The following is a 17,151-nucleotide window of genomic DNA, read 5'->3' as shown; positions in this document are numbered from 1 at the left end:
ACATCTGACCGCCGGCGCGCTCGCCCCCACCCCCCACCCCGCGTGCCCGCCCCTCGGGCACGGGTAAGGAGACGCCGTATGACCACGGCTGTGAATCCGCCGTCACGATCGATGTCGGTGAGCGACAAAGCGGCGCGGACCTTGGCGAACACCACCAAGACCGTTCCGCAGATGGCCTCCATCACGCCCCGCTGGCTGGTGCACCTGATGTCGTGGGTACCGGTCGAGGCCGGTATCTACCGGGTGAACAGGGTCGATCATCCCGAGTCGGTGCGCATCGAATGCGACAACTACGACGAGGCGCCGCTGCCCGACACCTTCGTCGACTACGCGCAGGAGCCCCGGGAGTACCGGCTCAAGGCCGTCCAGACGGTCCTGGATCTGCACACCCGGATCGCCGACCTGTACTCCAGCCCGCACAACCAGACCGCACAGCAACTCCGGCTGACCATCGAGGCGGTGAAGGAGCATCAGGAGGGCGAGCTGATCAACAGCCCGGATTACGGACTGCTGAGCAGTGTGGCGGGCAGCCAGCGCATCCCCACCCTGGCGGGTCCGCCGACCCCGGACGACCTGGACGCCCTCATCACCAAGGTGTGGAAGCAGCCCGCCTTCTTCCTCACCCATCCGGAAGGGGTCGCCGCGTTCGGCCGGGAGTGCACCCGGCGGGGTGTGCCGCCGGCGACGGTCAGCATGTTCGGCTCGCAGTTCCTGACCTGGCGGGGGCTGCCGATCATCCCGTCGGACAAGGTCCCGCTGGAGAACGGCAGGACGAAGTTCCTGCTGCTGCGTACCGGCGAGTCGCGCCAGGGCGTGGTCGGGCTGTTCCAGCCCGGGCTCTCGGGCGAGCAGGGGATGGGGCTGTCGGTGCGCTTCATGCAGATCGACCGCAGCGCCATCGCCTCCTACCTGGTCTCCCTGTACTGCTCGCTCGCGGTGCTCACCGAGGACGCGCTCGCCGTGCTCGACAACGTCGAAGTGGACAAGATCCATGACTACGCCCCCACCTACCGGTAACGGAGCCGCCCCGGCGTGGCTGCCGGACGAGGAGACGCTGAGCCGGCTGGCCGGGGACTTCTTCCGGGCCCTGCCCGGCGGACCGCCGGACCAGGAGGCTCCGCCCGCCGACGACCCCGGGCGGTGGCCGTCGCCGGCCGGCCTGCCGGACCCGGCGGCGCCCGCTCCGGCGGCGGTCACTCCGGCCCCGGCCGTTCCGGCACCATCCGCTCCGGCTCCGCCCGTTCCGGCTCCGGCCGCTCCGGCCACGTACGCTCCGGCCTCGCCCGCGGGGATGAGCCCGCCCGCCGGGCCGCCGCCGGCCGGCGCCCCGGCCACGTACGCGACGAGTGCGCCCAGCGCCGTCCCGGGCGGCCCCGTACCGGAGCAGCCGGCCCGGCTCCCCGACCCCGGGCCGTACTACTTCCTCGCCGAGGCGCCCGGGTACCCCGCGCGGGCGCCGGAGCTGCCCGGCTTCGGGCAGCTGGGCCTGCCGCCCCTCTCCCCGCCCGTGCCGCCGGCGGCCACGGCCTCGCCGTACTACTTCCTCCAGGAACCCGGCACACCCGGTGCACCGGGCACACCGACGGGGCTTCCGCTCGACCCGCGCCCGGGGTTCGACGTACAGGCCGTCCGCCGGGATTTCCCGATCCTGTCCGAGCTGGTCAACGGCCGTCCGCTGATCTGGCTGGACAACGCCGCGACCGCGCAGAAGCCGCGCGCGGTGCTGGACCGGCTGGTCGAGTTCTACTCGCGGGAGAACTCCAACATCCACCGGGCGGCGCACGAGCTGGCCGCCCGGGCGACGGACGCCTACGAAGGCGCCAGGAGCACCGTCGCCCGGTTCGTCGGGGCAGGCTCCGCCGAGGAGATCGTGTTCGTCCGCGGCGCCACGGAGGCGATCAACCTGGTCGCCAAGGCGTGGGGCCCCCGGAACGTCCGGGCGGGCGACGAGATCCTGATCTCCCATCTGGAGCACCACGCCAACATCGTGCCCTGGCAGATGCTGGCGGAGCAGACCGGCGCGGTGATCAAGGTGATCCCGGTCGACGACGACGGGCAGCTGCTGCTCGACGCGTACTCCTCGCTGCTGTCGGACCGTACGAAGCTGGTCGCGGTGACCCAGATGTCCAACGCGCTCGGCACCGTCGTCCCGGTCGAGCGGATCATCGAGACCGGGCACCGGGCCGGGGCCCGTGTCCTGGTCGACGCGGCGCAGTCGGTCCCGCATCTGCCGGTCGATGTCTCGGCGCTCGACGCCGACTTCCTGGTCTTCTCCGGACACAAGCTCTTCGGGCCGACCGGGATCGGGGTGCTCTACGCGAAACGGGAAGTCCTTGAGGACATGCCGCCGTGGGAGGGCGGCGGCAACATGATCACCGACGTCACCTTCGAGAAGTCCGGCTACCAGCCGCCGCCGGGCCGCTTCGAGGCCGGCACCGGCAATATCGCCGACGCGGTGGGGCTGGCCGCGGCCATCGACTACATCGAACGTATCGGCCTGTCCAACATCAGCGCGCACGAACACACGCTGGTCGAGCACGCCACCGAGGGTCTGCGCGGTGTGCCCGGGCTCCGATTGGTCGGCACGGCCCCGCACAAGGCGGGCATCGTGTCGTTCGTCCTGGACGGGTACGAGCCCGCCGAGGTGGGCACCGCGCTCAACGAGGAGGCGATCGCGGTGCGTTCGGGCCACCACTGCGCGCAGCCGATCCTGCGCCGGTACGGTCTGGAGGCCACCGTCCGGCCGTCGTTCGCCTTCTACAACACGCACGAGGAGGTGGACACACTGATCACGGCGGTGCACCGGCTCGCGGACCGCCGCCCCGGACGCCGGTAGCCCGCGCTCCCCCGCCCCCCGTCGCGTTACGTGCCGTCACTCCGGCTCCGCCGTCGGGGCCAGGCGCACCTCCTCCACATCCAGTTGGGCCTGCACCGACTGGAGGACGGCGTCGTCGATGTGGCGGGCGTCGCGCAGGCCGATGACGGCGGAGCGTTTGTGTTCCAGAAGGGCCAGGCGCAGGGCGGTCTCCTGCTCGTGGTGCCGTACGAGTGTGTCGGCGTCCGGGGTGTCCACCGTTTCGGCGGCCCGGAGCGTGTGCAGGTGGATCTCGTACGTGGCGCGCAGCCGCTCGGCGACCTCGGGGTCGGTGCCGAGGTCCGCCGCCACCGCGGGGAGGGCGTCCAGGGCGGCCCGGGAGGCGGTGGTCCGGGCGAGGGCGAGTTCACGCTCGGTGTCCGTGTCGTGGGGCAGCCGGGCCCAGCGGGCCACGGACGGCAGGATCAGCGCCTGCACCACGAGGGTGGTCACCACGACGCCGGCGGTGACGAACACGATGGTGTCGCGGTCCGGGAACGGTCCACCGGAGTCGAGGGTGTACGGCACGGACAGCGCGAGCGCCAGGGAGACGGCTCCCCGGAATCCGGCCAGCGCGCTGACCACGCGGGCGCGGTGGCCCATGCGGCGCTCCCGTTGGCGCGGGCGGCGGTCCAGCGCCCTGATGGTGTACACCGCGGCGAACAGGAAGAGGAAGCGCACGACGACCAGCGCGCAGGAGGCCGCGGCCACCGTCAGGAGCGCCGTGGTCAGGGCGGTACCGGACAGACCCCGGACCGCCGCCTGCGCCTCAAGGCCGACCAGGACGAACAGCACACCGTTGAGCAGATACATCGCCAGTGACCAGAAGGCCGTGGTCTGCCGGCGCGCCTCGGCGCCGCCCAGGCTGGGGCCCGCCTGGCTCATGATCAGCCCGCACACCACGACCGCGAGCACGCCCGACGCCTCGGCCCGCTCGGCCAGCAGATAGGCGCTGAACGGGATCAGGATGATCGTGAGGTTGTCCAGCATCGGTTCGCCGAGCCCGCGCACGAGGCGGCGGAGCCGGATACCGAGCCACGCGACGAGGACGCCGACCGCGATACCGCCGCCGTAGGACAGCACCACCAGTCCGCTCACATGGGCCGTGCCGAGGTGTTCGGAGCCCGCGGTGACACCGACCGCCAGGCTGTAGACGACCAGCGCCGTACCGTCGTTGATCAGGGACTCGGCGCGCAGCAGTGTGACGTTGCGCCGGGGCAGCAGCCGGGAGACCACCCCCACGGCGGTGGCGTCGGTCGGTGCGACGGCGGCTCCCAGGACCCAGGCCGGGCCCCACGGCAGACCGAGGGCGTGCGCGAGCGCCGCGACGGCCCAGGCGGTGACAACGACCAGGAGGGTGCCGGTCAGGACGATGCCGCGCAGGTCCCGCCGGATCCCCCGCAGCGAGGTCGTCACACTCTCCCAGTACAGGAGCACCGGCAGGAAGACGAGCAGCAGCACCTCCGGCGGCAGCTCGGTCCCGCGGAGCGCGGGGACGAAGCCGAGCAGGACGCCGGCGGCCAGTTGTACGACGGGGGCGGCCACCTTGAGCCGGTGGGCGAGGGCTCCGCTGACCAGCAGGGCGCACCCGAGCACCACGACGAACTCAAGCGCTGCCACGATGCCCTCTCCTCCGGGTGGTCGGGGCGGCCGGGTTCGCCGGAGCCCTTGTGGCTCGCACCGCCTCTTGGCCGCTACGGGTCACCACGTCGTGGCGACCGTTCTCAGGGGGATCCAGGTGCCGTCGCGGCGGCCGTAGTCGGTGGTCAGGAGCAACCGCCAGTCGGCCCGGCTGCCGTACACCTTCGCGTCGGTCAGGGTCCGGACGGTCAGCCGCGCCGTGTCGCCGTCGAGGTCGAGCGCCGTGTCCACCTCGTCGATGGAGTGGTAGACGAACTGCCCGGCGTCCATCTCCGTCAGCCACTCGGCCTTTCGCTGGACGTATCCCGTCATGTGGGTGAGGGTGAATCCGTCGTCGAGCAGGCCGTCGAGTGACGGTGTGTCTCCTTCGGTCATGGCGCCGAGGTAGGCGTGGTGGGCGCGGAGAATGTCCTCCCGGTCCTTCTGGCCGGCGGTCGGTGGCATGCTGACTCCTTGTCGCGTGGCGGGCGTTGTGCTGCGGGCGTTGCGCCGTAGTACGTACGGGCTGTCGTCAGGCCTAGGGCGTGTTGCGAAAGTAGCGCCGTCCGCCCGCAGGGCGGGCCTGGCGGCGTCTGGTGCGTGCGCTCGCAAGGCGGAGGGTCGCCCCTGTACTGGACGTACTGGGGTGATCCCGACAACGCGGCGAGCGTGCGTGCCAGGCGTCGCCAGGCAGGCGGGACTTTCACAACACGCCCTAGGCGCGCGCCCGGACGGCTTCGAGGTCGTCGCGGACCCGCCGCGGCTCACCGTCGAGCGGCATGTTGGCCTCGTCCCGTACGCCGTCCAGGGAGCCGGGCGGGTCCTGGTCCAGCGCCGCGAACCGCGGTCCCAGGGCGCTCGGCATCGTTCCCGGCGCGGACACCAGCTCGAAGGTACGGCCGGCCGCCTCGGGAGCGGTGAGGGCCGCCACCAGGACCTGTGCGATGTCGGCCCGCGCGACCCTTCCGTCGGCGGGGCCGCCGGACCGGCGGCGGTCGCCCTGGAGGAACACCACCCGGTGTTCGCCGGGTCCGTTCAGGTCGAACCAGCCCGGCCGCACGATGGTGTACGGGAGGCCACTGGCCCTGACCAGCCGTTCCGAGCGGCGCTTCCACTCCAGCAGATGGCCGTAACCGCTGCCGCGGGCGGTCGCCCCGATGGAGGTCATCAGCACCACGCGGGGCCGTGCGCCGTCCGTCGGGGAGGCCGCGGCGGTCAGCACGTCGCGTACGCCCGCGTAGTCCACCGTCTCCGGAGAGGAGGCGCCGGTGCCGGAGGAACCGAGGGTGAGCACCACCGCGTCGGCGCCGGCCACCGCCGCGGGCAGGGTCTCGGGCCGGGTGACATCGCCGACGACCAGCCCGGTGTCGGCGGGGAGCAGCCGGGCGCCCTTCGCGCGGTCACGCACCAGGGCCCGGACGGTGTGCCCGCGCGCGATCGCCTCGGCGACGACGAGGCGTCCGATGCCGCCGGTGGCGCCGACCACGAGCACGGTCAGGGGGTGGTGTGCCATGTTCGTTCCTTGCGAGTGAGTGGACGCGAGGGGCGTCCGTACCGACAGTTCCACTCGGGCGCCGCGGTCACGCGCCCTGTGCGGCGATTCACCTGGAGAGCAGGTGGTGGTCCGTCAGGCCCGCCGGGGCTCCGCGAAGGTCGCGCCGTCGATCACGAACCGGTAGCGGACGTCGGAGGCGAGGATCCGCTCGTAGGCGGTGTTGATGTCCTGCGCGCCGATCAGCTCGATGTCGGCGGTGATGCCGTGCTCGGCCGCGAAGTCGAGCATCTCCTGTGTCTCGGCGATGCCGCCGAACAGCGATCCCACGAAGGAGCGGCCGTTCTGGAGGAGGGCGAAGACGTCCACCGGCATCGGCTCGGTCGTCACACCGACATTCACCAGGGTGCCGTGCAGACGCAGCATCCCGAGGTAGTCGGTGAGGGACACCGGCGCGCTGACGGTGTTCAGGATGATGTCGAAGGTGCCGGCCAGTTCGGTGAACGCCGAACCGTCACCGGTGACGGCGTAGTGGTCGGCGCCGAGGGCCGCGGCGGCCTCCCGCTTGCCGCCGGACTGGGACAGTACGGTCACCTCGGCGCCCATGGCCTTGGCCGTCTTCACACCGAGGTGGCCGAGCCCGCCGAGGCCGACGACCGCGACCCTGGTGCCGGGGCGGGCGCCGAACCGCTTGAGCGGGGAGTAGACGGTGATGCCGGCGCACAGCAGGGGTGCGGCGGCGGCCGGGTCGAGGCTCTCCGGGACGCGGACGACGAAGTCCTCCGGGGCGACGATCGCCCCGGAGTAGCCGCCCTGCGTGTGGGCTCCGGGCTCGACGGGGTCGGGGGCGCCGAAGACCAGTGTGCTGCCCTGGCGGCAGTACTGCTCCTGGCCCGCCCGGCAGTTCTCGCACACACGGCAGGAGTTGACCATGCAGCCGATGCCCACCAGGTCGCCGACCCGGTGGCGGGAGACCTCGGAGCCGGTCTCGGTGACCCGGCCGACGATCTCGTGGCCGGGCACGAGCGGGCTGACCGCCGTCGGGCCGAACGTCCCGTCCACGTAGTTCATGTCGGAGTGGCAGATCCCGCAGTACAGGATGTCGAGCCGGACGTCGTGCGGGCCGACGTCGCGGCGCTCGACGGTGACGGGAACGAGCGGCTTCCCCGCTTCGTGGACGCCGTACGCGTGGACAGTGGTGGGCATGGTGATTCCTTCGCGCGGGATACGGGGTGGGGTCTGGCTTCGGGAACGGCACCGGCCGGTCCTGTTCCAGGAAACGCCGTGGGGACGCGCGGGTGGGAGTCACTGATCTTCCAGGTACTGGCAGTACCTCGCAGGTCCTCCCGGACGGACTTATGGTGAAGTCCGAAGCACGGCATTCCGCCGGGAACACGATCACCGGCGGCGGAGCGATCTCAGGGATCCGCCCATGACAGACAGAGACAAGAAGAGTGTGGCCGCCGAGGTCCGTGAGTTCCTGAGCACCCGGCGTGCCCGGATCACTCCGGAGCGGAGCGGACTGCCGCTCTACGGCGGCAACCGGCGGGTCGCGGGCCTGCGCCGGGAGGAGGTCGCGCTGCTCGCGGGGATGAGCGTCGACTACTACGTACGGCTGGAGCGCGGAAACCTCGCCGGCGCCTCGGACTCCGTACTGGAGTCCCTCGCGCACGCGCTGCAACTCGACGAGGCCGAGCGCACCCACCTCTACGACCTGGCCCGCGCGGCGGCACCGTCGGGCCGGCGCGCCACGGTGCCGGCGGCCCGGGTACGGCCCACGGTCCTGCGCCTGCTGGACTCGATGACCGATGTGCCGGCGTACGTACGCAACGCGCGCTTCGACATCCTGGCCGCGAACACGCTGGGGCGGGCGCTGTACGCGCCCCTCTTCGACTCGCCGCTGTTCGCCCAGCGCGGCCCGGTCAACAGCGCCCGCTTCCTGTTCCTGGACCCCGCGAGCAAGGACTTCTGGGTCGACCGGGACAAGGGCGCCGACGACGCGGTCGCGTTTCTGCGCATCGAGACGGGCCGGACACCCCACGACAAGGCGCTGACCGATCTGATCGGGGAGCTGACGGCCAAGAGCGGCGACTTCGCCCGCCGGTGGGCCCGCCACGACGTGAAGTTCCACCGTTCCGGGGTGAAGAACCTGCGCCATCCGGTGGTCGGCGATCTCTCCCTGCCGTACGAGGCGATGGAGCTGCCGGCGGATCCCGGTCTCCGGCTCAACTTCTACACGCCCGAACCCGACTCCCCGGAGAAGGAGGCCCTGGCGCTTCTGGCCAGTTGGGCGGGCACCGGGATTGTCGTCCCGACCGCGAAGGACCGGTGACGGCCGATCACGACCGATGACATCCGACAACGACTGACGACGGTCAGCAACTGACGACCGATCACGATCACATCCGAGGAGAACCACTTCATGCGCTACCGACCGCTCGGCCGCACCGGTGTCCAGGTCAGCCCGCTCTGCCTGGGCGCGATGATGTTCGGCCCCTGGGGGAACGAGGACGAGGCCGACTCGATCCGGATCATCCACCGTGCCCTGGACGCGGGGATCAACTTCGTCGACACCGCGGACGTGTACTCCGCCGGTGTTTCGGAGGAGATCGTCGGCAAGGCTCTCAAGAACCGCCGCGAGGACGTGTTCCTGGCGACCAAGTTCTTCATGCCGATGGACCGGAGCGACCCCAACCAGCGCGGCGGCTCACGGCACTGGATCATGCGCGAGGTCGAGAACTCCCTGCGCCGGCTCGGCACCGACCACATCGACCTCTACCAGGTGCACCGCCCCAGCCCCGACACGGATGTCGCCGAGACCCTCGGCGCCCTCTCCGACCTCGTACGCCAGGGCAAGATCCGCTACCTCGGCTCCTCGTCCTACTCCGGCTCCCAGATCGTCGAGGCCCAGTGGACCTCGCGGGAACGCCGGCTGGAACGGTTCGTGACCGAGCAGCCGCCGTACTCGATCCTGGTCCGCGGCATCGAGGAGGACGTGCTGCCCACCGTGCGCCGCCACGGCATGGGCACCCTCACGTACAGCCCGCTCTCCGGCGGCTGGCTGTCGGGCCGCTACCGCGAGAACGCCACCGAGAACCCCGCCTCGGCGGCGCGTCCCCCGGCGCGCTTCGACCTGAGCACCCCCGCCAACCAGCGCAAGCTCCACGCCGCCGAACAGCTCGCCGTCCTGGCGGAGAAGGCGGGTCTCACCCTGATCGAGCTGGCCGTCGCCTTCGTCATCCACCACCCCGGCGTCACCTCGGCGATCATCGGCCCCCGCACCATGGAGCAGCTGGAGGCGTTCCTGCCCGCCGCCGACATCACGCTCCCGTCCGACGTGCTCGACGCCATCGACCGGATCGTCGCGCCCGGTGTGACGGTCAACCCGGTCGACAACAGCTACGGCGACTTCGAACTCCGCGCCGACCAGCGCCGCCGCTGACGCGTCCGGGAAGGCGGTCGCGCGTGGATTCGCGTCGTCCGGGGGTGCTCATCCTGCGCGTCCTGGCCGGACGAGGCCGGTCTGGTAGGCGATGACGACCAGTTGGGCACGGTCGCGGGCGCCGAGCTTGGTCAGGGCGCGCTGGATATGGGTGCGCACCGTCAGCACACTGAGGACGAGCTGCCCGGCGATCTCGTCGTTGGACTTGCCCTCGGCGGCCAGGGCCATGATCTCCCGTTCGCGCGGGGTGAGGCCGTTCAGGCGTTCCGGGGGTGCCAGGAGGGAGCCGGGCGCGGGTGCGGTGAGGAAGCGGGAGATGAGGGCGCGGGTGGCGCCGGGCGAGAGGAGCGCCTCACCGGCGGCGACGGTCCTGATGCCGGCCAGCAGGACGTCGGTGGTGACGTACTTTCCCAGAAAGCCGCTGGCGCCGACCTGGAGGGCCTTGGCGACGTACTCCTCGGTTTCGAACATGGTGAGGACGAGGATGCGGGTGCGGGCCAGGGCGGGGTCGTCGCAGATGGCGGCGGTGGCGGTGAGGCCGTCGGTGCCGGGCATGCGGATGTCCATGAGGACGACGTCGGGGCTGAGCGTACGGGCGAGGTCCACGGCTTCCCGGCCGTTGACGGCCTCGCCCACCACCTCCATGTCGGCACAGGAGTCGATCAGCAACCGGAACGTACCCCTCAGCAGGGCCTGGTCGTCGGCGAGCAGGATGCGGATGGTCACGGGGCTGCCTCGTGTTCCTCTGGGGCCTGGGGGTGGAGCGGCAGTGCGGTGGTGACCTCGAAGCCGCCCTCGGGACGGGGGCCGGCGTGCAGGGCGCCGCCGACGGAGTGGGCGCGTTCCCGCATGCCCATGAGGCCGAAGCCACTGCTCGGAACCGCCGGAGGGGTGGTGGTGCCGTCGTTGGTGACCGCGATGAGTACGCGGGAGCCCTCGTAGGTGAGCCGTACGCGGGCGACACGGTCGGACGCGTACTTGGTGGCGTTGGTGAGGGCTTCCTGGATGATCCGGTACGCCGTCAGGTCCACGCCCGGCGACAGGGGTCGGGGCTGTCCTTCGGTGGTGAGGACGACCTTGAGGCCGGCCGACTCGCAGGCCGCGAGCAGTTCGGGGAGACGGTCCAGTCCGGGTGCGGGTTCCAGGGGGCCGGAGTCGGGGTCTCCGGCCTGGCGCAGGATTCCGACGGTGGCGCGGAGTTCGAGCAGCGCCGAGGACATGGTGCCGGTCAGGTCGGTGAGCAGCTTCCGGGACTGCTCGGGATGGGTGGTCGCGAGGTGGGCGGCCGTGCCGGCCTGGGCGTTGGCGACGGCCATGTGATGAGCGACGGCATCGTGCAGCTCGCGGGCGATGCGCATCCGTTCCTCGGCCACGCGCAGGCGTGCCTCCTCCTCGCGGGTGCGTTCGGCGTGCATGGCCCGGGCCTGTACGGACTCCACGTAGGCGTGTCTGAGGCGGGACCTGCTGCCGCCCACCAGGGGCAGCAGCAGCCACAGGACCGGGCCGACGGTCCTGAGCAGCAGCAGCTCGGTCGTGGGCATGTCGATTACGGCGGTGATCACCACCAGGGCCATGACCACGGGACCGTACACATGTCTGGTCCTGGGGCCGGTGTCGGCGGCGAGCCAGTACAGCGCGAGCATGAGGGGGGCCAGCAGCAGCGGGGTGAGCAGGTACCCGAGGGCGCCGGTGGTCACGGTGCAGGCCGTGACCACGGCGACGGTGGCGCGCGGGTGGCCGCGCCCCTTCAGCAGTGCGAGGCAGGAGATGCCGGCGAAGAGGTGGGCGGGCCATGTCTGCTGCGGCTGGCCGACGCCGGGGATGTTGATCGAGGCGCCGAGGGCCGCGCAGCCGAACAGCCCCAGGCCCATCACCGCGTCCCCCAGCCGGGAGCGGCGCCCGGTGTGTCGCTCCAGGCTGGTGGTCATCGTTTCTCCTGGTGAAGAGCGGGGCCGGTGGTGGACGGCGGCGGTCCTCGGCCCGCCGTCCACCTTCGCGGCGTCGGCCCCGGCCTCCAGCTTCTCATTGCGTACGGCCTTCGCCGTGTTCCCCCAGTGCGGCCCTGGCGCCGCCTCCTCTACCTCGCCGTCTCGGTCCCCGCCGCGGCCCTGACGTTCGTCTCCTCCTCGCCGTGGGGGGCGGCGGGCGGCGTACGGTGGAGGGCCTCACCCTCGATGTCGACGTGGGGCAGGATCCGGTCCAGCCGGGCCGGCAGCCACCAGGCCCGGTCGCCCAGCAGGGCGAGAACCGCGGGCACGAGCGCCATCCGTACGACGAAGGCGTCGAAGAGCACGGCGGTGGCCAGGCCGAAGCCGATCATCTTGATCATCGAGCCGCTCTCGCCGATGAACCCGGCGAAGACCGCGACCATGATCAGCGCGGCGGCCGCGACCACCCGGGCGCTGTGCCGGAAGCCCGAGACGATGGCCTGCCCGGCCGGCTCGCCGTGGACGTACGCCTCCCTCATCCGCGAGACCAGGAAGACCTCGTAGTCCATGGCCAGGCCGAAGACGATGCCCACCAGGAAGATCGGCATCAGGCTCATGATCGGCCCGGTCTGCTCCACGCCCAGCAGCGCGGCCCCGTGGCCCTGCTGGAAAACGAGGACGACCGTGCCGAGGGCCGCGAGAACGGAGAGGAGGAAGCCGAGGGCCGCCTTGAGGGGGACGAGGACGGACCGGAAGACCACCAGAAGGAGGACGACGGCCAGGCCGACGACGGTGACGAGGTAGGGCACGAGCGCGGCCCGGACCTTCTCGGCGATGTCGATGTTGAGCGCGGTGGTACCGGTGACCTCGAAGGACGCGCCGGCCGCGGTCTCGGTGGCGGGGCGCTCGTTCCTGATGGTCCTGACGAGGGTCTTGGTCTTCTCGTCGGTGGGGCTGGTGGCGGGGGTGGCGGTGAACACGGCGGTGTCCCCGGCCTCGTTGAAGTGGGGTGCGGCGACCGAGACGATCCCGGGGGTGCCGGAGATCCTCTCGCTGACCACACCGACCGCGGCCTTGGGGTCGCCGGTTCCCCTGGCGTCCACGACGATGGTCAGCGGACCGTTGAAGCCGGGGCCGAAACCCTCGGCCAGGGCGTCGTACGCGCGGCGCTCGGTGGTGGAGGTGGGCTTGGCCTCGTCGCCGGGCATGCCCAGCCGCAACGAGGCCATCGGTATCGCGAGAGCCCCGAGGCCCAGAACGCCCAGCAGCAGCACGGGGATCGGGCGACGCAGTACGAGCCGGGCCCAGCGGACTCCCGCGCTGTTCTCCTCGCCGCTCCCGGCCTTCTCCGCCTTCGCGGCCTTCGCTGCCTTCGCGGTACGGAGTGGACGGCCGCGCTTCTTCCCCCGGTCGGCCCTCGACAGCACGGCGTCGGGCCAGAAGCCGAGGAGGGCCGGTACCGCAGTCAGCGCGACGAGCACCGCGCCAACGACCGCGCCCGCCGCCGCCAGGCCCATCTTGGTCAGCATCGGGATTCCGACGACCATCAGACCGGCCAGTGCGATGACCACCGTGAGCCCGGCGAAGACAACCGCCGAACCCGCCGTACCGACCGCCAGTCCGGTGGCCTCCGGCGGAGCGTGCCCCTTGGCGCGCTCCTCCCGGTAGCGGGAGACGACGAACAGGGCGTAGTCGATGCCCACCGCCAGGCCCAGCATCATCGCCAGGGTGAGCGTCGTCGAGGACAGGTCGAGCGGATCGGCCAGCAGCACGATCGCGAAGACGCTCACGGCGACGCCGAGGACCGCGGTCAGCAGCGGCAGCCCGGCGGCGGCCAGCGAGCCGAAGGTGATCAGCAGGACGAGCGCCGCCACCGAGACGCCGATGATCTCGGCCACCCCGCCGGGCCCCCCGCCGCTGTCCATCGCGCCGCCGCCGGCCTCGACGGTGAGCCCCGCCTCGCGCGCCGTGTCGGCGGCCTTCTCCACCGCCGTCCGGCTGGCATCGGTGACCTCCGAGGACGGGACCTTGTAGCGGACGGTCGCGTACGCCGTCGAGCCGTCCTCGCTGACCGCCCGCGTGTCGAAGGGATTCTCCACGGCGGCGACCTGCGAGCCGTCGCCCAGGGCACGCACCGTCGACTCGATGGCCGCCTTCGTGTCGGACGCGGTCACCTTCCGCCCGTCCGGGGCGATGAAGACGACCCGGGCGGTGGCGCCGTCGGCGGCCGCGCCGGGGAAGCGCTGCCCCATCAGGTCGAATGCCTTCTGGGACTCGATGCCCGGCATCGAGAACTCGTCGTCGGAGGTTCCCGGGGCCTGGAGGGCGCCCCATCCGACGGCGGCCAGGACGGCCACCCAGAGGAGGGCGACGTACCGGCGCCGCCGGAAGGCCAGACGTCCCAGTCGATAGAGAAAAGTTGCCACGTCAAGGGTCTCCGCATCTGATCTTGTGTCCCACCCAGACTGTCCTGGCGGGCCCACTCCGTCGTCATGCGGCTGCTGGCACTCTCCCTACCGGATCCGCGGGACCGGACTACTGAAATCACGGTACGCGTCCGGGCCGTCGTCGCTCCCGTCTCAGTCGGCGGGGGCCCTGAGGGACCGGGGGCGCAGATCGGTCCAGTGGGTCTCGACGAAGTGCAGGCAGGTGTCCCGGGTGTTCTCGGTGAGCGCGACCGTCCATCCGCCGGGGACCTCGGCGAAGGACGGCCAGAGCGAGTGCTGTCCCTCGTCGTTCACCAGGACGAGGAAGCGGCCTTCGGGGTCGTCGAACGGGTTGGTGTTCATATGTCAGGGCCTCCTCGGTCCGGCCCACGGCCGGAACTCTCAGGTTAGGCTTGCCTTACAGCACAGTGAGCCTAACTTCTCACCATCCCCCTCACAAGGAGAGGTGTGCATGCGCCCGGTGCTCGAACAGGCCGACGGCGAGAGCCCTTTCGCCGCGTTCGGGGTGCCGGGCGGTCCCGGCACCGACGCGTTCTGGGCGGCGGCCCGGACGCCCGTGTCGGTCCCGGACGACGGTGGCTGGCTGACGCTGTTCCTGTGGCGCGGCTCTCCGGCCGGGATCGAGTTCGAGAGCTGGTCACCGCCCGTGGCCCTGCGCCGGTGGGCCGGTACGGACTGCTGGTACGCCGTGGTGCGGATGCCCGCGCGGCTGCGGGTGACCTACCGGATCGTCGCGGACGACGGGGCCCGCGCCGATCCGTTCAACCCGGTCGGTGCCGGTGGTGACCGGTCCATCGCCGCGACCCCGGACGCCCCGGCGCAGCCGCACTGGCCCTCCATCGGCCCGGACGATGTCCTGCCCCTCCCCCGCGTCCGGCTCCGCTGGCAGAGCGAACGGCTCGGCGGGCGGCGTACCGTACGGGTGCATCCGGCGGGCGGTGGCGGTCCGGTGGTGCTGCTGCTCGACGGGGACGACTGGCTGTATCTGCACCCGGCCATGACCGCGTTCGACGCGGCCGTCGCCGCCGGCGAGCTGCCTCCCGTCACTCTTGTCTTCCTCCCGGCCAAGGACAGACAGGCCGAGCTGGGGTGCGCGCCGGAGCTGTGGGAGGCGGTCCGGGACGAACTGCTGCCGCTGGTGGCCGGGTCCGGGGTACGGGCGGACAGCGGGCGGCTGGTCGTGGCCGGACAGAGCCTGGGCGGGCTGAGCGCGCTGTACGCGGCGCTGGAGTACCCGGAGCTGGTGTCGCGGATCGCCTGCCAGTCCGCTTCGTTCTGGTGGGCGCCCGGCGCCATGGACCTGGCGGATCCGCTGGGCGGTCCGGTCGGCGGCGCCCTCGCCGCGCGGCTGCGTCGCGGTCCCGATCTGTCCGCGCTCCGGTGCGCGTTCGACGTGGGGCGGCACGAGACACGGATGCTGCCCCACTGTGAACTGGTGGAGACGCTGACCGAGCGGGCGGGGGCGACCGTACGGGTGTCACGGTCGGCCTCGGACCACGACCGGGCGGGCTGGCGGCACGCCCTGCTCAGAGATGTCGCCTGGGCTCTCGCCTGAGCCGTGCCGCCGGTGTGCCGGTCCGACGGGGTTCCGGTTCGCCGGGGTGGGCCGACTGGATCCGCGGGCGTGCTCGCCGTAACTCCCCGTACCCGCCCGGCACTTCACCGGGCCACGGCCAGACCGTAGCCCTCGTCATGGGCCAGCAGGTTGCGGTGTGTGTCCTCGGCCGTGATGACACCGTCGTCCAGGACGAGCACGCGGTCGGCGGCGTCCAGGAGGGCCGGGCTGCTGGTGATCACGAGGGTGGTGCGCCCCCGCCGCGCCGTCACGACATTGCGCGCGATGAGCTGCTCGGTGACCGCGTCGACCGCTGTCGTCGGGTCGTGCAGGACCAGTACGTCGGTGTCGGCGGCCAGGGCGCGGGCCAGGGACAGCCGCTGCCGCTGGCCTCCGGAGAGATTCGCGCCGCGGTCGCGGACCGCGTAGTCGAGCCCGTCCCGGTGGAGGGCGACGACATCGGTGAGCAGGGACGCCTCGACGGCCTCGGACACCAGACCGCTGGTCCCCAGCGGGTCGATGTTCGTGCGCAGGGTGCCGGCGAAGATCTCCGCGTCGTACGGATTGACCAGCATGTGCGCGCGGATCCCCTCGACCGACAGCTCCGCGAGCGGCCGGCCGCCGATCCGCACCGTCCCCCCGTACGCTCCGGGCGGGACGTTCACCGCGAGCACCGACACGAGATCGGCCGCCGCACGCGGCTGGTAGGCGGCGATCGCCACGAACTCACCGGCTCCCACCGTGAACTTCAGCCCGCGCAGGGTTCCGTGGCGGACCCGGTCGACGTCGAGGTCCCCGCCCGCGGCCGGGAGCCGCTGCCCCGGGGCCGTCACCGGTGCGGCGCTGAGCACCAGTGCCATCCGCTCGGCCGAGGCGCGCGCCATCATCACGTACTTGGGCATGTCGGAGAAGAGCTTGAGCGGTTCGATGATGAACTGCGCGAGGCCCACCGCCATCACCAGTTCCCCGATGGTGATCCGGCCCTCGAACGCCAGCAGACCCGCCGTCAGGGACACCGCGGCGGCCAGGACCGCGTTGAGGGCCAGGGCGGTGCCCGCGTACGCGCCGCTCACCCGGGCGACGGTGATCGCCTGCCGCCGCGCGTCCGTACTGACCTTCCGGTAGGAGCCGAACGCCGCGTGGTTGCCGCCGAAACCGCGCAGCGGACGCAGCCCGATGATGAGATCGGCCACCATCGCGCCCGCCCGGCCCACCCGGGCCTGCTGTTCACGGGTGCCGGCGCCGATCCGCTTGGACATGACGGCCAGGACCGACAGGATCGCGACGGTCCCCACGATCACCAGCAGGCCGAGCCGGATGTCCGCCAGACTCAGCGCGACCGCCGCGACCACCACCGCGACCAGGGAGCTGACCAGCAGCGGCACGACCTCGATGATGTCGGAGGTCTGGTCGGCGTCCTCGGTGGCGATGGTCAGCACTTCGCCGGACTTCAGATCGGTGTCCGAGGCCACCGGCTGGAGCCCGCAGGCGGCCACCCGTACCCGCCAGTGGTGCGCCTCGGTCGTGTTGGCCTTCTGGAGGACGCGCATCCCGAACCGCCACGACAGCGACACCGTGGTGATGATCACGGCCAGCGCGCCGATGGACAGACCGAGCGCGCCCAAGCTCCGGTCCTGCATGGCGTGCTCGACGATCAGGCCGAGCGCGATGGGAAAGGCCGTCTCCCCGGCCTGGTACAGGCTCATGAGGACGGTGCCCCGGACCATGGCGCCGACATTGCGGCGCAGCGCGGTCCGCAGGATGTCCGCCCCCGTACGGGACCGTCGCGTATCGGGAGTGTCAGGAGTTCTTG

At 71.8% G+C, this 17,151-nt stretch carries 14 protein-coding genes; 5 read left to right on the top strand and 9 right to left on the bottom strand.

The window, feature by feature from the left end; genetic code table 11:
• The first annotated feature begins 78 nt into the window (after nt 1-78).
• Nucleotides 79-1,017, top strand: coding sequence for a family 2A encapsulin nanocompartment shell protein (locus tag DVK44_RS33505; RefSeq protein ID WP_114664375.1), 939 nt, complete (start codon nt 79-81; stop codon nt 1,015-1,017).
• Nucleotides 992-2,836, top strand: coding sequence for a family 2A encapsulin nanocompartment cargo protein cysteine desulfurase (locus DVK44_RS33500; RefSeq protein ID WP_114664374.1), 1,845 nt, complete (start codon nt 992-994; stop codon nt 2,834-2,836). The genes DVK44_RS33505 and DVK44_RS33500 overlap by 26 nt, the downstream gene beginning before the upstream one ends.
• A 36-nt stretch (nt 2,837-2,872) precedes the next feature.
• Here the strand turns inward: DVK44_RS33500 and DVK44_RS33495 are convergent, their stop codons facing one another.
• From DVK44_RS33495 to DVK44_RS33480, 4 genes are all read right to left on the bottom strand, one after another.
• Nucleotides 2,873-4,474, bottom strand: a complete 1,602-nt coding sequence (locus DVK44_RS33495; RefSeq protein WP_181957584.1) for a Na+/H+ antiporter — start codon at nt 4,472-4,474, stop codon at nt 2,873-2,875.
• An 81-nt stretch (nt 4,475-4,555) separates the two neighbouring features.
• Nucleotides 4,556-4,939 (bottom strand): nuclear transport factor 2 family protein, encoded by a 384-nt coding sequence (locus tag DVK44_RS36565; RefSeq protein WP_162794184.1) that lies wholly within the window; start codon nt 4,937-4,939, stop codon nt 4,556-4,558.
• A 250-nt stretch (nt 4,940-5,189) separates the two neighbouring features.
• Nucleotides 5,190-5,987 (bottom strand): SDR family oxidoreductase, encoded by a 798-nt coding sequence (locus DVK44_RS33485; RefSeq protein WP_114664371.1) that lies wholly within the window; start codon nt 5,985-5,987, stop codon nt 5,190-5,192.
• 114 nt (nt 5,988-6,101) lie between these two features.
• The gene (locus tag DVK44_RS33480; protein WP_114664370.1) at nt 6,102-7,172 is read right to left on the bottom strand and encodes an NAD(P)-dependent alcohol dehydrogenase; all 1,071 of its coding nucleotides are present in this window, start codon (nt 7,170-7,172) and stop codon (nt 6,102-6,104) included.
• A gap of 226 nt (nt 7,173-7,398) precedes the next feature.
• Between DVK44_RS33480 and DVK44_RS33475 the strand changes: the two genes are divergently transcribed.
• Together DVK44_RS33475 and DVK44_RS33470 are read left to right on the top strand one after the other, a co-directional pair.
• Entirely contained in the window at nt 7,399-8,298 is a 900-nt protein-coding gene (locus DVK44_RS33475; protein WP_114664369.1) for a helix-turn-helix transcriptional regulator, read from the top strand.
• Nucleotides 8,299-8,388: 90 nt separating this feature from the next.
• Entirely contained in the window at nt 8,389-9,408 is a 1,020-nt protein-coding gene (locus DVK44_RS33470) for an aldo/keto reductase (RefSeq protein ID WP_114664368.1), read from the top strand.
• Between the two features lie 48 nt (nt 9,409-9,456).
• On the opposite strand, the gene DVK44_RS33465 is transcribed toward DVK44_RS33470, so the two are convergent.
• The 4 genes from DVK44_RS33465 to DVK44_RS33450 all read right to left on the bottom strand — a co-directional run bounded on the left by DVK44_RS33465 (nt 9,457) and on the right by DVK44_RS33450 (nt 14,125).
• A complete protein-coding gene (locus DVK44_RS33465) occupies nt 9,457-10,134 on the bottom strand; it encodes a response regulator transcription factor (RefSeq protein WP_114664367.1) in 678 nt (225 codons plus the stop codon).
• Nucleotides 10,131-11,336 carry a sensor histidine kinase gene (locus tag DVK44_RS33460; protein WP_114664366.1) on the bottom strand — a complete coding sequence of 402 codons (1,206 nt, stop codon included), beginning with the start codon at nt 11,334-11,336 and terminating at the stop codon, nt 10,131-10,133. Before DVK44_RS33460 ends, DVK44_RS33465 begins: the two co-directional genes overlap by 4 nt.
• A 149-nt stretch (nt 11,337-11,485) precedes the next feature.
• Complete coding sequence (locus tag DVK44_RS33455; RefSeq protein ID WP_114664365.1) at nt 11,486-13,762, bottom strand: MMPL family transporter; 2,277 nt, start codon at nt 13,760-13,762, stop codon at nt 11,486-11,488.
• 153 nt (nt 13,763-13,915) lie between these two features.
• Nucleotides 13,916-14,125 (bottom strand): MbtH family protein, encoded by a 210-nt coding sequence (locus tag DVK44_RS33450; protein WP_114664364.1) that lies wholly within the window; start codon nt 14,123-14,125, stop codon nt 13,916-13,918.
• 109 nt (nt 14,126-14,234) lie between these two features.
• Between DVK44_RS33450 and DVK44_RS33445 the strand changes: the two genes are divergently transcribed.
• Complete coding sequence (locus DVK44_RS33445) at nt 14,235-15,338, top strand: alpha/beta hydrolase-fold protein (RefSeq protein ID WP_114664363.1); 1,104 nt, start codon at nt 14,235-14,237, stop codon at nt 15,336-15,338.
• A 104-nt stretch (nt 15,339-15,442) separates the two neighbouring features.
• On the opposite strand, the gene DVK44_RS33440 is transcribed toward DVK44_RS33445, so the two are convergent.
• Nucleotides 15,443-17,065, bottom strand: coding sequence for an ABC transporter ATP-binding protein (locus DVK44_RS33440; RefSeq protein WP_228447716.1), 1,623 nt, complete (start codon nt 17,063-17,065; stop codon nt 15,443-15,445).
• Between the last annotated feature and the right edge of the window lie 86 nt (nt 17,066-17,151).

It is taken from the genome of Streptomyces paludis, from assembly GCF_003344965.1.
Lineage (GTDB): Bacteria > Actinomycetota > Actinomycetes > Streptomycetales > Streptomycetaceae > Streptomyces > Streptomyces paludis.
Note: the sequence above shows the minus strand (reverse complement) of the source record. Positions and strands in the feature narration are given on the sequence as shown.